Raw genomic sequence first — 13,050 nt, 5'->3', positions numbered from 1 at the left:
GTGATGCTAGAACCGCCCACTCCCGACCAAAACCCGCCATAAGTCGCGAAGAACGGACAACCCCACGGCGCCACGCCGACGCCGCGGACTCGCATCCGTGTCGATCGTTGCGCCGCCTACCAACCATCAGGCGCCACGGCATAACCCCAGGTCAAGCTGTGTGATACCGCGCCGAACACAGAAGCCTCCCTGCCGATGGCGCCACATCCGGCGTACACCCATCTTGTAGTGGCGCCATCGATATGCCATCATGGCGCCATGGACCTAAGCGTGTACGTGGATCGCTTTGGTCGCGAGCTCGCTGCACTTATCGCGGCTGACGACGAGGACACTCTTGCGCTGCTTGAGCGCCGGAGAACGCCACTGGAATCACTGATCCGCCTCACGCTGCTGGACGTGCTCTCCACCGCTACGAGTGAGATCACCCGTGACCTGGCGCCAGGCTCGGTCGAACTGCGCCTGCGCGGAACCCGACCGGAATTCGCCGTCGCGCCGCCCGCACCGGAGCAAACACCGGAGAACGCGGCCGATGACAGCTTCGAGGCTGACGTCGAGGCGCAACTCAACGGCGTCCCCATGAGCACCGAGTACAGCGGGATGGCACGAATCAATTTCCGCCCCCCGGAACAACTCAAGGCCGCGATCGAGGAGGCGGCTGGAAAGGAGGGCAGTTCGGTCAACGCATGGTTGGTCCGCGTGGTATCGGCCGCGTTGCGGCAGCGCGACCGTGGTCAGCACACCGATCAGCGCGGCAAACGTGCTCCGCAGCGTCGGACCGGTTGGGTGCGCTAGCCCATTTCTTCCCACCCTCGAACGACACCCACAGAACACGAGGAAGGACAGCTGTGCCCACATTCGACACGCCCGAGCCGATCACAGTCATGATCGAACTGGGTGTCGGCTCCGTGCAGATCACCGCGAGCGATCGGACCGATACCGTCGTCGACCTGCAGCCAACGGACGACTCAGACAAATCTGACGTCAATGCCGCCAAGAAAACGCACGTCGATTACACGGATGGCTGTCTTGTGGTGAAGGTCCCGAAGCAGCACGTCCTCGATTTCTCAAGCAGGACCAAGTCGGTCGATGTGTCCATCGAACTACCGACCGGATCGCGGGTGTACGGCGACGCGGCGGTGGCGGACCTCTATTGCACGGGCCGGATCGGGGAATGCAGGTACAAGGCATCCAACGGGCATCTCCACCTCGAAAACACCGGCGTGCTGCACCTGGATACGACGGCTGGAAACGTCCGGGTGGACCATGTCGTGGGCAATGCCGAAATCACCGCGGGAACCGGATGGGTGCGCATCGGCAAAATAGACGGTACGGCCGTCATCAAAACCTCCAATGGCAACGCGGAGATCGGTACAGTAACCGATGAGGTGGTCGTGCGTGCCGCCAATGGCAGTATCTCCATCGATCGCGCCCTGGGGGCCCAGGTCGACGCCAGGACCGCCAACGGAAGCATTCGCGTTGGGGAAGTCGTTCGCGGTTCGGTCGTGATGCGGACCTCGGCGGGCGACCTCGATGTCGGGATCGCGGAAGGCACCGCCGCCCTGCTCGACGTGAACACCGGGTACGGGCGCATGAACACTTCACTGGACGGCACGGCTTCGGGTCCCGAGGACGCAGAAGAGACCGTCGAAGTGCGCGCGCAAACCCAGTTCGGCGATATCACGATCCACCGCTCCTGATCACATCTCTGGTTGACGTCTGAAAGGGAAGCTCCCATGACGACTACGCAGCTTCGATCTGCGATCACGACGACCGGCTTACGCAAGTCCTACGGCGATCACCTCGTGCTCGACGGTCTGGACCTCGACGTTCCGCAGGGAACCGTCTTTTCGCTGCTCGGCGCCAATGGCGCCGGCAAGACCACCATGATCAAGATTCTCTCCACCCTCATCAATGCCGACGGTGGCGAGGCATCGATCAACGGCCACAGCCTGTCCGACGAGCCCGAGGCGGTTCGCGCCGCGATCGGCGTCACCGGCCAGTTCTCGGCAGTGGACAACCTGCTCACCGGCGAGGAAAACCTGATCCTGATGGCGGATCTCCGCCACCTCGGCCGGGCGGAAAAGCGGCGGCGGGTCACCGAGCTGCTCGAACAGTTCGATCTGGTCGGGGCGAGCAAGAAGCCGGCCGCGACCTACTCGGGCGGTATGCGACGGCGGCTCGATCTCGCGATGACCCTGGTCGGCGACCCGCGGGTGATTTTCCTCGACGAACCGACCACAGGCCTGGACCCACGCAGCCGTCGCGCCATGTGGCAGATCGTCCGCGAACTCGTAGCCCGCCGCGTCACGATCTTCTTGACCACGCAATACCTGGAGGAAGCCGACGAGCTCGCCGACCAGATCGCGGTCCTGGACAAGGGGCGGCTGATCGCCCAGGGCACCTCGGAAGAGCTGAAACGCCGTATCCCCGGAGGCCATGTCCGCCTGCAGTTCGTCGACGCACAAGGACTCGACTTGGCCGCGAGTGTCCTGGGCCAGGTGCTCCGCCTGGACGATGCCCTCGCCTTGCAGGTACCGACCGACGGCAGCGTCAGGTCGCTGAAGAGCCTGCTCGATCGGCTTGGCGACCATTCGATCGAGGTCGACGGGCTGACGGTGCACACCCCGGACCTCGATGACGTCTTCCTTGCACTGACCGGTAAGTCAACGAACGAAGAAGAGGAGATGGCCTGATGGCGGCGCGGTCTTATGCCCTGACCGATTCGATGACGATGTTGCGCCGCAATCTCCGGCGCATGATCCGATACCCGACCATGATCGTGATGATCATCGGCATGCCGGTCATCTTCCTGCTGCTGTTCGTCTACGTTTTCGGCGGCACGCTGGGAGCAGGGCTCGGCACCAATTTGACCGCGCAGTCCGGCGGATCCAGTGGCCGCGCGGAATACGTCAACTACGTCTCACCCGCGATCATGTTGATGACCGTGACGGCCGTCGTGCAGGGGACGTCGGCCTCGGTCGCGACGGACATGACCGAAGGCATCATCGCCCGATTCCGCACCATGTCCATCGCCCGTGTCTCGGTACTGACCGGGCACGTCCTCGGCAGCATGATCCAGACCGTGGTCGGCGTGGCGGTGGTGACCGGTGTGGAGCTGCTGGTCGGCTTCCGGCCCGCAGCGGGGGTGGGTGGCTGGTTCGCCGCGTTCGGAATCCTGATGGCTGCGGCGTTCGCGCTCATCTGGCTTTCGGTCGCGCTCGGTCAGGCCAGCAACACCGTCGAAACTGCCAGTAACCTGCCCTTGCCGCTGATGCTCCTGATCTTCCTCGGCAGCGGGTTCGTTCCTCCCGAATCCATGCCGGCCGGGTTGCGCTGGTTTGCCGAGTACCAGCCCTTCACCTCGATCATCGAAACCCTGCGGAGCATTTTCGTCGGCACACCGGTCGGGAGTAACGCGATAATCGCGCTGAGCTGGTGTGTTGTCATCGCCCTTGGCGGATACCTCTGGTCGAGGAAGCTCTACAATCGCGAATACACGAGGTAACCGGAATCATCGAGTGATCGTGGGGTTCGCCTCATTCCGCGCCGGTAGCTCGTCCGGCCGTTGCTCCGGCAACGGCCGGTCTGCCGTCTCCAGACCCGTCACGAAGAGGACCGCCGTCGCCACGACCAGCGGTGCCGCAGCGATGAGCGCCACCGTGCCCAGCACAGGTGTCGCGCCGAGCAGTAGCGGACCGGCGAGACCGCCGACCTTGCTGGCGGCGGCGGCGAGTCCACTGCCCGTGGCACGCAATGCCGTCGGGTACAGCTCGGTCGAGTACGGGGACAGCATCGCGATCATGCCGGCCGTCGTGGACAGCAACAGCCCGACCAGGACGATCACCGGCCCATCTGCCCGAATATCCCACAGACCCAGCAGTGTGAAGCATCCCAGCGTCCCGGTGGTCAGCACCGAGTACAGAATCATCGAGCCGCGGCTGCTCCAGCGCCCGTACAGACAGGCAGCGACGAGCACACTCGGCACGGCCGCTAACGACGCGAGGAACAACAACCGTTCCGCCTCATCGCGGTGACCGAGGCGCTGCAGGAAGGTCGGCAGGAAGGTGATGAATCCCCAATTCACGACGCCCCAGCCCAGTCCGTAGAGCAGGACCGACATCGACCGTCTCAGGTAGGGACGCGCGAACAGGTCCACGAACGGTGACCGGACCCGAACCGACGCCGCGACCTGGCGGGCCGAGTCCACGACGGCGTCCGTCACGACGGTGATCCCGTACCTGCGCATGACCTCGGCCGCTGCCGCCTCCTGGCCGTTGCGGATCAGGAACCGCGGTGACTCGGGGATCCAGGCGCACAGGATGAGCAGCAACAGCCCGGACGGCAGGCCGAGTAACCACAGCACGCGCCAACCGAAAAGGGGGATGAACAGCGTCGCCGCGCCGCTGGCCACCAAATAGCCGAATGTGGCACCCAGCCCGCTCTGCAGGACGATCAGCGGGCCGCGGTGCTTGGCCGGGACCGACTCCGCGGTCAGCGAGTAGACGGTCGGCAGCATGCCACCGGCCGACGCGCCCATGAGGAAACACATCACCAGATTCCAGCCGAAGGATGGCATGAAACCGCAGATCGACGTCCCGATGTAGAGGACAGAGGAGAAAATCAGGGTTGCCCGCCTGCCGACGATGTCGGCCAGGTAGCCCCAGACGAGCGAGCCGACCACGGTGCCGGCGATCGCGGCGAACGGCAGCCAGGCCGCATCCCGGGTGGTGAGGCCGTATTCGGCCGCCATCCCGGGTACGACGAACCCCAGAGAGGCCGGTTTCATCGTATCGATCACCAGCCCGATAGTGAGCATCACAAGCAGCGACCAATGTCGCCGGGTGAGGCCGGCCTCGTCGATCGACCGGAACTGGAGGCGGGACTCGCTCCGGGCCGACGGGGCCGAATCACGTGTGCGGGTCGTGAGGGACCAGCCGACCAGGCCGACACCGACGGCGATCAGGACCATCCCGGCCGTCATCGCCGTGGACATGCCCATGTCGGCCATCATCACGGCGGCCGACCGCATCTGCATGCCGTCGGTATGCCGTGCGTGGTACGCGATCAGGAAATCGGGAAAATGCAGCAGGACGCCGGCCACGACCAGTGCGGCGCCGAGCACGAGGACGATCTTTTTTTCGGTTCGCACGGTTTCCCCAAGGAATCGAACACGATGATCGGATGCCGACAGCGGCTGCTCACGCGTGGCCGGTCGACCGCACTGTCCCGGAGCATCACAGGGCTGCGCGATCCTCGCTCCACTCGGGAGAGAGGTCCGCCACCCGCTGGATCATGGCGAAGCAGTACAGCGAGTTGTGATCAAAGCTCTGCGACGGCATGTGCGGATGCTGCGAACGCATGTGGTCCACCCGAATCCGACCGGGCGGTGGCTTCTGGTCCACGAGCAGCTCACGCAGCGCACCGGAGACCTCGATGGAGTATCCACGGCCCCCGACATCGTGGATCGTCAGCGCCTCGAACGGATAGTCGAACTTCTCCAGCGGTGTATTGCTGTACACGTAGGGCCGGTTGACGAGATCCACCTCGAACAGCGCGCGGGCCGCGTCGTCTTCCCACCAGGGCTGGGTGCGGACGAAGTCGGCGAGATCCCTCGTGAAGGTCACCCGATGCTGATGCAGGGCCGCGTGCACGAAACTTCCGTAGTTTCCCAGGTCGTAATAACGGGCCTCCCGGATGGAGTCCTCGACCAGCCGCGAGATGGGCGAGTCCGGACGCTGCTCCTTCCAGAACTTCGCCAGCGCGGAATAGAGATCATGGTAGGTCGTCGTATTCGTCTGCTCGACCAGGTATTGGCTGAGGTAGTAAAGGCAACGGGCGTTCTGGGTCGAGTGGACGGCGTAGTAGAAGCGCATCCCGTCCGCGAACTCCTCCCGGGACACCTCCCGCGTGGCGACCACGACACGCGCCTCGGCAACGTCGCCGCCCACCTCCCTGGTCTCCAGCCCGAGTTCCTTCTGGTTGTGGTAGATGGGCGTGTTGTTGAGGACAAGGTGCGGATAGGTGACGATAGTCGAGTGCGCACGCTGCTCCAGCAGATAACCGATGCCTTCCTTGAAGGAGGTCAAGGTCTCACCGGGAAGGGGCCAGATCAGCTCGATATAGGAACTGAGCCCACGCTCGTGAATGTCCCGCTGAATCGCCTGGTATGCCTCGAGTTTGATGTTCTTTCTCGACACCACCTTCAGGGTTTCGGGCGACAGGGTCTGCAGTGAAATGGGCTGCGTCGTCACCAGATCCGCGTCCTGGAGAATTCCGGTGATCTCGGTGACCGCATGCGGTTTGTTCTTCGCTGCGGAAAAGGTCACCACGTTGGGCAACCCGTACTTCCGGGCGCAGTCGGCGATGTGCCGGGAAAGGTCGATGTCCCGGCTCAACATGCCCCAGTTGGCGTCGGCGATGTAGAGGTTGATGACGCCGTTGCGGGCCATCCAGGTCAGCTCGTCACGGAGTCGGTCCTCGTCGAAGCGGTAGACCCGGTCATTGGTGGCCGCGCCCCAGTAGCAGAATCCGCAGTGGTAAGGGCAGCCCCGGTTGGTCTCGATGATCGCCATGCTGTACTCGGGACTGATGGTGCCCGTCAGGAAGGGGGAGGGAATGGAATCCAGATCACTGATCCTGGACCGCTTCTCCGTGGTCACCAACGTTGAATCCCGGTAGAAGCTCAGTCCGTCGACCTTCGACAGATCGGGAACGGGCTCTGTCAGCTCCCGCAAGTATTCGGTAAACGTGATCTCGCCTTCGCCGTTGCACACCGTCACGTTCTCGTCGTGGGGATCGATGTATTTCTCGGCATGGTTCATCACCTGCGGACCACCCAGGATCACCTTGGCCCGCGGTACGTGGTGTCGCAGAGTTCGCAACACCGACCGGACCAGGCCCGAGTTCCAGATGTAGGCGGACAGGGCGTAGACGTCGGCGTCGGCTTTGACCAGGTCACCGAGGATGCTCTCCTGGGATGCCCGGATGGTCGTGGAGTAGGTATCGAACTCGTACTCGTTCCGGACGACAGGGTCGGTGGCGGCGTAGGCACGCAGATAACCGGAGACGAGCGGGGTAATACGCTCCACCGACGAGAACTCCACAGTCATTACCGACTTCATGACTTCCCCCAAAATTGTCGAGCTTCGGGAAACAGTCCCGGATACCAAAGCCAACGCCGCGATGTCCTGCCGACAGGACACCGAGGCGATCCTGCTGCCCACCCGCCTACCATGTGTAAGCCTCGGGAGCGGGGCCGCCAGGACCGGGGAAGATCTGGTCCAGCCGCTGCAGCGTCTTCTCCTCCAGCTCGATCTCCAGCGCGCGCAGGCTCGCATCCATGTGCGCAACGGTCCTGGGGCCGATGATGGGGCCGGTCACACCGGGCTGGGCGAGCAACCAGGCCAGCGCGACAGTGGCCGGGGCGTCACCGAGTTCATCGCAGAGCGACTCGTACTCCGCGATCGCCGACCGGTGCTTGTCCAGTTCCGGGGCGATGATCGGTGCACGAAGCGATTCCCGGCGCAGGATTCCGCCGAGCAACCCACCGCCCAGCGGGCTCCAGGGGATCATCCCGACGCCGTAATCCTGACACGCCGGCAAAACCTCGAGCTCCACCGTCCGGTTGAGCAGGTTGTAGCACGACTGCTCCGAGACGAGACCGTAGCAGTTGCGGCGCTTGGCGGTCTCCTGTCCCTTGACGATGTGCCACGCGGCGAAATTCGACGAACCGGTATAGACAATCTTGCCCTGCAGGCGGAGGACGTCCATCGCCTCCCATATTTCCTCGAACGGAGTGGCGCGGTCCACGTGGTGCATCTGGTAGATATCGATGTAGTCCGTTCGCAACCGCTTGAGGGATGCTTCACAGGCTCGTCGGATATTCAAGGCGGACAAGCGTCCTTGGTTCGGCCACTCACCCATGTTTCCGTAGAACTTGGTGGCGAGGACGGTCTTCGTCCTGCGTTCTCCGCCCGCGGCGAACCAGTTCCCGATGATCGTTTCGGTTCCGCCGTTGCCACCGTAGACATTGGCGGTGTCGAAGAAGTTGATCCCGTGCTCGTGGGCTCGGTCCATGAGGGCGTGGGCGTCGCCCTCCTGGGTGTTCCAGCCGAAGTTCAGCGTGCCGAGCACGAGCCGGCTCACCGAAAGTCCGCTTCGGCCGAGATCCGTGTACTCCATAGGTACTCCTTTATCCGATCTCCGCGAGGAGATCGATCAGTTCGGGAGTGACGAACTCGTCGATCGGGCAGGCGCCCGACAGTGTGGAGAAATATCGATTGGTCAGCCCGTCGCTGCTCGCGATCACCCGGAGCAGTGCCAGCTGGTCCTCGGAAATCGCGAGGTTGGCGGTCTTGAGAGTTGTTCTGTAGTCGGGCATCAACATCTCGGTCCGCTCCCGGGCGAACCGATCGAGTGCCGTCCGCAGCGCCGCCGGATCATGGAGTGCGTCGCCGATACGGTCAGCGAGCAGCTGCGCCTGCAGGAAGGCGTCGGTTATGCCACGAGCGGTGATCGAATCCTTGTGGTGCCCGGAGTCTCCCACCAGGGCCCAACCGGGGCCGGCCGCCCGGCGGAAGAAGTTGCGCTGGTCTCCGGTGCCGTGCAGGGGTTCGAGGCGACCGCCGGCCGCCATCTGCTCGCGCACCTCCGGCGCGGTCTCCTCGACGGCCTTCAACAGCGCGTCGAGACCGTCGTGGCGCACCCGCGAAAAGCTGCTCTGCGGAAAGTACGCACCTACCAGTGTCGCGCAGTCGTTGGTCGGAATGGTGCCCACCCAGCTTCCGCGCGCCTCGTAGAGCCGGAACCGCGGAGGCAGCGATGACCAGTAGGTGTAGTACGCGCACGACAGTTTCGGATCTTCGATCTCGATCGGCGCGCCGACCTTCGCCGCCACCGTGGAACGCATGCCGTCCGCGCCGACCACCAGGACACCGTGCTCGGTGTACTCGACTCCCCCCGAGCGGACTCGTACCCCCGTCACGTGATCGTCGTCGAACACCAGATCACACACCCGGGAACGCTCGCGGAACTCGGCTCCCGCCCCGACCGCGGCCCGTACCAAGATCGCGTCCAGCAGGTGGCGGCGCGGCGCATAGGCGGCCGCCATCCCTCCCACGGGCCAGGAGCACCCCTCCAGCCGGACGTCCGCCACGGTGTAGCTGACCTTCTCGATCGGCGGACAGCCGGTCGCGATGATCTCGGGCAGCACTCCCCAGCGGTCGAGCAGTGCCACCCCCGGCTGGTGAACGTACAATGTGGACAGTGTGTCCCCGGGAAACCGCCCACGGTCGAGCAGCAGGACCCGGTACCCGGCGCGAGCGAGGAGCATCGCGACCGGGGAGCCACCGCAACGAGCGCCCACGACTATGACGTCGTACACGCCGCACACCTACCGGCGCACACGCAGCGGCAGCTTCCAGACGCCGGTGAAGTCGGGCGAGGGGATGATGGTGGGCTCCGCATCGGGGTCGGTATGCAACTCGGGGAAGCGGTCGAGCAGGATGTTCATGGCGATGCGCCCCTCCAGCCGCGCCAGCGATCCGCCGAGACAGACGTGAATGCCGCGCCCGAAACCGAGATGCGGGTTGGGATTACGGCCCGCGTCATAGGTGTCGGGGTTGGCGAACTGGCGCGGATCGCGGTTCGCGGCGGCGAGCCACACCTCCATCATTTGATCCTGGGGAATCCGCGTGCCACCCAGTTCGACCTCGACATTGGTGCCCCGGTACGCGGAAGCGAGCGGTGTCAGGCAGCGCAACGATTCCTCGAGGGCGGACGGGATCAGGGAGCGGTCAGCCCGGACCCGTGCGTACTCCTTGGGGTTGGCCTCCAGACACAGGATGGTGTTGCCCAGCAACATGGTCGTGGTGACGTGGCCGGCGAAGGTCAGCAGGCCGGCGAAGTTGACTATCTGGTTGTCCCGCAGCCGCTCGCCGTCGACCTCCGCCTCGACGAGCTGCGTCAGCAGGTCCTCCTGCGGCTTCTTCCTGCGGTCGGCGATGTGCTCCAGCAGGTAGTCGTGCATCTGCCGTTGGCTCTCGCGTTGCGCGGCGATCGAGCGCGTCTGCTCGCCATCGTCGTCGGTCGTCTTCACCTGTGCACGCGCGGCCATGCCTTCGTCGGCCCACTTCTTGAACAGGACGCGGTCTTCGCGTGGCGTGCCGAGCAGGTCACCGATGACGATCATCGGCAACGGATAGGCGAAAGCCTCGTTGAGCTCGAACGTGTCGGACTCGACCTCGTCGAGCAACTCGCCGGCCACGTCGGCGATGACGGGTTCGAGGTTGTTGACGACTCTCGGCGTGAACGCCCGGCTGACCAGCGTGCGCAGCTTGTGGTGCTCGGGCGGGTCGGCCTGGGTCAGGTTGCCGTCGAAGTCCCACTGGTCGGCCCCGGGTACGAAACGCCGGGCCACATCGGAGGTGTAGGTGGCCGGATCGTTCAGGATCGCGAGCGTCTCGGGATATCCGTAGACGTGCCACATACCGGTCTCTTCGTCGAACTCTACCGGCTTTTCCGGGTGTTCGCCCCGCATCCAGGTGTGGCGGGGATTGAAGCTCCACTTGCCGACAGTGCTGGTCATCCGATTCTCCTTGAATTCGAGTGGTCGATCACCGGGTGCTCAGCGTCAGCTTCGTGACCCCGATCACGAACGGCAGCGGGAGGAATGTGGGCGGTTCCGACGGGTCGACCCGCAGTTGCTTGTACCGGTCGAGCAGCTCGTTCAACACGATCCGGCCCTCGATCCTGGCCAGCGGCGCACCGAGGCAGAAGTGAATGCCGCGGCTGAAGGCGAGGTGCGGGTTCGGATCGCGGGCCGGGTTGAAGGTGTGGGGATCGTCGAACTGCCTCGGGTCCCGGTTGCACGCGCCGATCCAGTTCATCACCAGCCTGTTGGGTCCTAACTGGAGTTCGCCGATCTCGACGTCCCTGGTGGTCACCCGCGCCGCCATCGCCCCCGGCGCCAGATAGCGCAGTGTCTCCTCGAACACGCCCGGCACCAGTGACCTGTCCTCGCGTACCCGGGCGTCGATCTCGGGATGCCCGTCGAGGCACAGGACCACGTTGCCGAGCACCGCACTGGTCGTCGCGTGCCCGACCACCACCAGGTCCTTGAGGAAGTTGACGATCTGTTTGTCGGTCACCCGGTCACCGTCGACGTCGGCCCGGATCAGGTCGCCGATGATGTCGTCTCGCGGGTTCTTGCGCCGATCGGCCACCAGCTCGGACAGATAGTCGAGCATCTCGGGGACGCGCCGCTGGGCGGCCGCGATGTCGACGTCGTCCTCTCCGTCGAACAGACCGCTCGCGCCCTTGACCATCTGCTCGACCCATTGCTTGAAGATCTCGAGATCGCTGGTCGGGACGCCGAGAATCTCGCAGATCACGATCACCGGCAGCGGATAGGTCAGCGCCTCGACGAGATCGAGCCGATCACCGTCCCCCGCCTCGTCGAGCAGCTCCCGGGTCAGCTCCACGATGCGGGGTTCCAGCCGAGCCATCATCGAGGAGGTGAAGGCGTGCCCGACGAGCTTGCGCATCCTGGTGTGTTCGGGTGGGTCCACCCCGAGCAGGCTGCCGTCACGGTCCTCCTTCTCCGTCAGCGCCTGGTCCCCCTCCATCAGGCGGTCGACGTCATTGGAGAAGGCTTCCGAGTTGGTCAGCACCTCCCACGCTTCCGGGTAGCCGTAGACGTTCACGATCCCGTCCTCGCCCACCTGGACGATCTTTTCCGGTTGCCGTCCGCGCAGCCAGACGTGATCCGGCTGGATATTCCACCGGTCTGCCACAGTTGTCGTCATCGTGGTAATTCCGTTTCTGTTCGGTCCGGACTGGTGCCGCGAGCGGATCATCCGGTGTGGACCTGGAGGTTCCAGAAGCTGATCAGGTCCTGGGCCGGCAGGAACGTCGGCTGTGCGGCCGGGTCGACCCCGAGGACCGGGTAGGTGTCGAAGAGAATGTTGAGCGCGATTCGTCCCTCGAGCCGGGCCAGTGCGGCACCGAGGCAGAAGTGGATACCGCGGCCGAAGCCGATGTGCGGGTTGGGGTCGCGCCCGGCGTCGAAGGTGTTGGGTTCGGCGAACTGGCGCGCGTCCCGGTTGGCCGCGGCGGACCAGACGATGACCATGTGTTCGGCGGGGATGTGGCAGCCGGCGAGGTCGAAATCGACGTTGGTGGCACGGTAGGTCGCGGCGACGGGGGTCATGAAACGATGGATCTCTTCGAACGCGGCCGGCACGAGTGATCGGTCGGCTCGGACCCTGGCCTGTTGCTCGGGGAAGCTGTCCAGGCAGAGCATCGAGTTGGCCAGCAGCATCGCGGTCGTGGTGTGGCCCGCGATCAGCAACACATGGGCCACCTTCGCGATCTGGTGGTCGGTGAGCCGTTCCCCGTCGACTTCGGCCTGCACGAACCTGGTGAGCAGGTCCTGTCTGGGGTGTGCCCGGCGCTCGGCGGCATGTTCGCGCAGATACTCGGTGAGCTGCGCGGCCGGTTCGAGCTGAGCTTTGGCGTCCCGCGCCTGTTTCTCCGGGTCGTCTGACAGGTCGAACGAGCCGTTGGCCTCCATCATGGCGTCGACCCACTGCTTGAACAGGCGACGGTCGCTGGCGGGCACGCCGAGCAGTTCGGAGATCACGGTGATCGGCAGCGGGTACGCCAGCTCGGTCACGAAGTCGAACTGGTCCCTGCCGTCGAGCTTGGCGAGCAGGTCCCGGAATATCTGCTCGATCCGGGGCTCCAGGTCCGCGACCACCCTCGGTGTGAACGCGCGCGAGGCCAGGTTGCGCAGTTCACGATGTTCCGGCGGATCGAGCTGGAGGAGGTTGTTCTCCGCGAAGTCGGCGCCGCCTTCCGGCGCGAAACGGCGAGCCGTCGCGGAGGAGAAAACCTCCGGGTTTCCGAGAACCTCGACCGCCTCCGGATACCCATAGATGTGCCAGATATTCGTTTCCTCGTCCAGCCACACGGGTTGTTCCGCCGGCTGCCCACGCATCCAGAAGTGTTTCGGGTTGCTTTTCAGTTCGTCGACTTGCAGAGGCATTTGTC

The 13,050-nt window shown here is 64.6% G+C and carries 11 protein-coding genes; 4 read left to right on the top strand and 7 right to left on the bottom strand.

The window, feature by feature from the left end:
- The first annotated feature begins 258 nt into the window (after nucleotides 1–258).
- From ACFW0G_RS09255 to ACFW0G_RS09240, 4 genes are read left to right on the top strand one after another with little or no spacing between them, the layout of a single operon-like run.
- Nucleotides 259–792 carry a hypothetical protein gene (locus tag ACFW0G_RS09255; protein WP_378324386.1) on the top strand — a complete coding sequence of 178 codons (534 nt, stop codon included), beginning with the start codon at nucleotides 259–261 and terminating at the stop codon, nucleotides 790–792.
- 53 nt (nucleotides 793–845) lie between these two features.
- Nucleotides 846–1,697, top strand: a complete 852-nt coding sequence (locus ACFW0G_RS09250) for a DUF4097 domain-containing protein (protein WP_378324385.1) — start codon at nucleotides 846–848, stop codon at nucleotides 1,695–1,697.
- A 36-nt stretch (nucleotides 1,698–1,733) separates the two neighbouring features.
- Entirely contained in the window at nucleotides 1,734–2,693 is a 960-nt protein-coding gene (locus tag ACFW0G_RS09245; protein WP_378324515.1) for an ATP-binding cassette domain-containing protein, read from the top strand.
- Complete coding sequence (locus ACFW0G_RS09240) at nucleotides 2,693–3,505, top strand: ABC transporter permease (RefSeq protein ID WP_378324384.1); 813 nt, start codon at nucleotides 2,693–2,695, stop codon at nucleotides 3,503–3,505. Before ACFW0G_RS09245 ends, ACFW0G_RS09240 begins: the two co-directional genes overlap by 1 nt.
- Nucleotides 3,506–3,511: 6 nt before the next feature.
- Here the strand turns inward: ACFW0G_RS09240 and ACFW0G_RS09235 are convergent, their stop codons facing one another.
- The 7 genes from ACFW0G_RS09235 to ACFW0G_RS09205 form a co-directional block, all read right to left on the bottom strand.
- On the bottom strand, nucleotides 3,512–5,149 hold the full coding sequence (locus ACFW0G_RS09235; RefSeq protein ID WP_378324383.1) for an MFS transporter: 1,638 nt from the start codon (nucleotides 5,147–5,149) through the stop codon (nucleotides 3,512–3,514).
- A gap of 85 nt (nucleotides 5,150–5,234) precedes the next feature.
- Complete coding sequence (locus ACFW0G_RS09230; protein ID WP_378324382.1) at nucleotides 5,235–7,223, bottom strand: cobalamin-dependent protein; 1,989 nt, start codon at nucleotides 7,221–7,223, stop codon at nucleotides 5,235–5,237.
- A gap of 4 nt (nucleotides 7,224–7,227) precedes the next feature.
- Nucleotides 7,228–8,145: an aldo/keto reductase gene (locus tag ACFW0G_RS09225; protein ID WP_378324381.1), complete on the bottom strand. Its 918-nt coding sequence runs from the start codon at nucleotides 8,143–8,145 to the stop codon at nucleotides 7,228–7,230.
- A 46-nt stretch (nucleotides 8,146–8,191) separates the two neighbouring features.
- Nucleotides 8,192–9,382, bottom strand: a complete 1,191-nt coding sequence (locus tag ACFW0G_RS09220) for an NAD(P)/FAD-dependent oxidoreductase (RefSeq protein ID WP_378324379.1) — start codon at nucleotides 9,380–9,382, stop codon at nucleotides 8,192–8,194.
- Nucleotides 9,383–9,391: 9 nt separating this feature from the next.
- Nucleotides 9,392–10,585, bottom strand: a complete 1,194-nt coding sequence (locus ACFW0G_RS09215) for a cytochrome P450 (protein WP_378324378.1) — start codon at nucleotides 10,583–10,585, stop codon at nucleotides 9,392–9,394.
- A 28-nt stretch (nucleotides 10,586–10,613) separates the two neighbouring features.
- Nucleotides 10,614–11,804: a cytochrome P450 gene (locus tag ACFW0G_RS09210; protein WP_378324377.1), complete on the bottom strand. Its 1,191-nt coding sequence runs from the start codon at nucleotides 11,802–11,804 to the stop codon at nucleotides 10,614–10,616.
- A 47-nt stretch (nucleotides 11,805–11,851) separates the two neighbouring features.
- Nucleotides 11,852–13,045: a cytochrome P450 gene (locus ACFW0G_RS09205; protein WP_378324376.1), complete on the bottom strand. Its 1,194-nt coding sequence runs from the start codon at nucleotides 13,043–13,045 to the stop codon at nucleotides 11,852–11,854.
- Nucleotides 13,046–13,050: the final 5 nt, after the last annotated feature.

It is taken from the genome of Amycolatopsis sp. NPDC058986, from assembly GCF_042741125.1.
Taxonomy (GTDB): domain Bacteria; phylum Actinomycetota; class Actinomycetes; order Mycobacteriales; family Pseudonocardiaceae; genus Amycolatopsis.
The sequence above is the reverse complement of the archived record's forward strand: the minus strand, read 5'-3'. Positions and strand labels throughout refer to the sequence as shown.

Bases quoted from the DNA above. Each gene is read 5' to 3' on its own strand.
- ACFW0G_RS09255 (WP_378324386.1), top strand. From the start codon at position 259: ATGGACCTAAGCGTGTACGTGGATCGCTTTGGTCGCGAGCTCGCTGCA.
- ACFW0G_RS09245 (WP_378324515.1), top strand. From the start codon at position 1,734: ATGACGACTACGCAGCTTCGATCTGCGATCACGACGACCGGCTTACGC.
- ACFW0G_RS09240 (WP_378324384.1), top strand. From the start codon at position 2,693: ATGGCGGCGCGGTCTTATGCCCTGACCGATTCGATGACGATGTTGCGC.
- ACFW0G_RS09215 (WP_378324378.1), bottom strand. From the start codon at position 10,585: ATGACCAGCACTGTCGGCAAGTGGAGCTTCAATCCCCGCCACACCTGG.
- ACFW0G_RS09210 (WP_378324377.1), bottom strand. From the start codon at position 11,804: ATGACGACAACTGTGGCAGACCGGTGGAATATCCAGCCGGATCACGTC.
- ACFW0G_RS09205 (WP_378324376.1), bottom strand. From the start codon at position 13,045: ATGCCTCTGCAAGTCGACGAACTGAAAAGCAACCCGAAACACTTCTGG.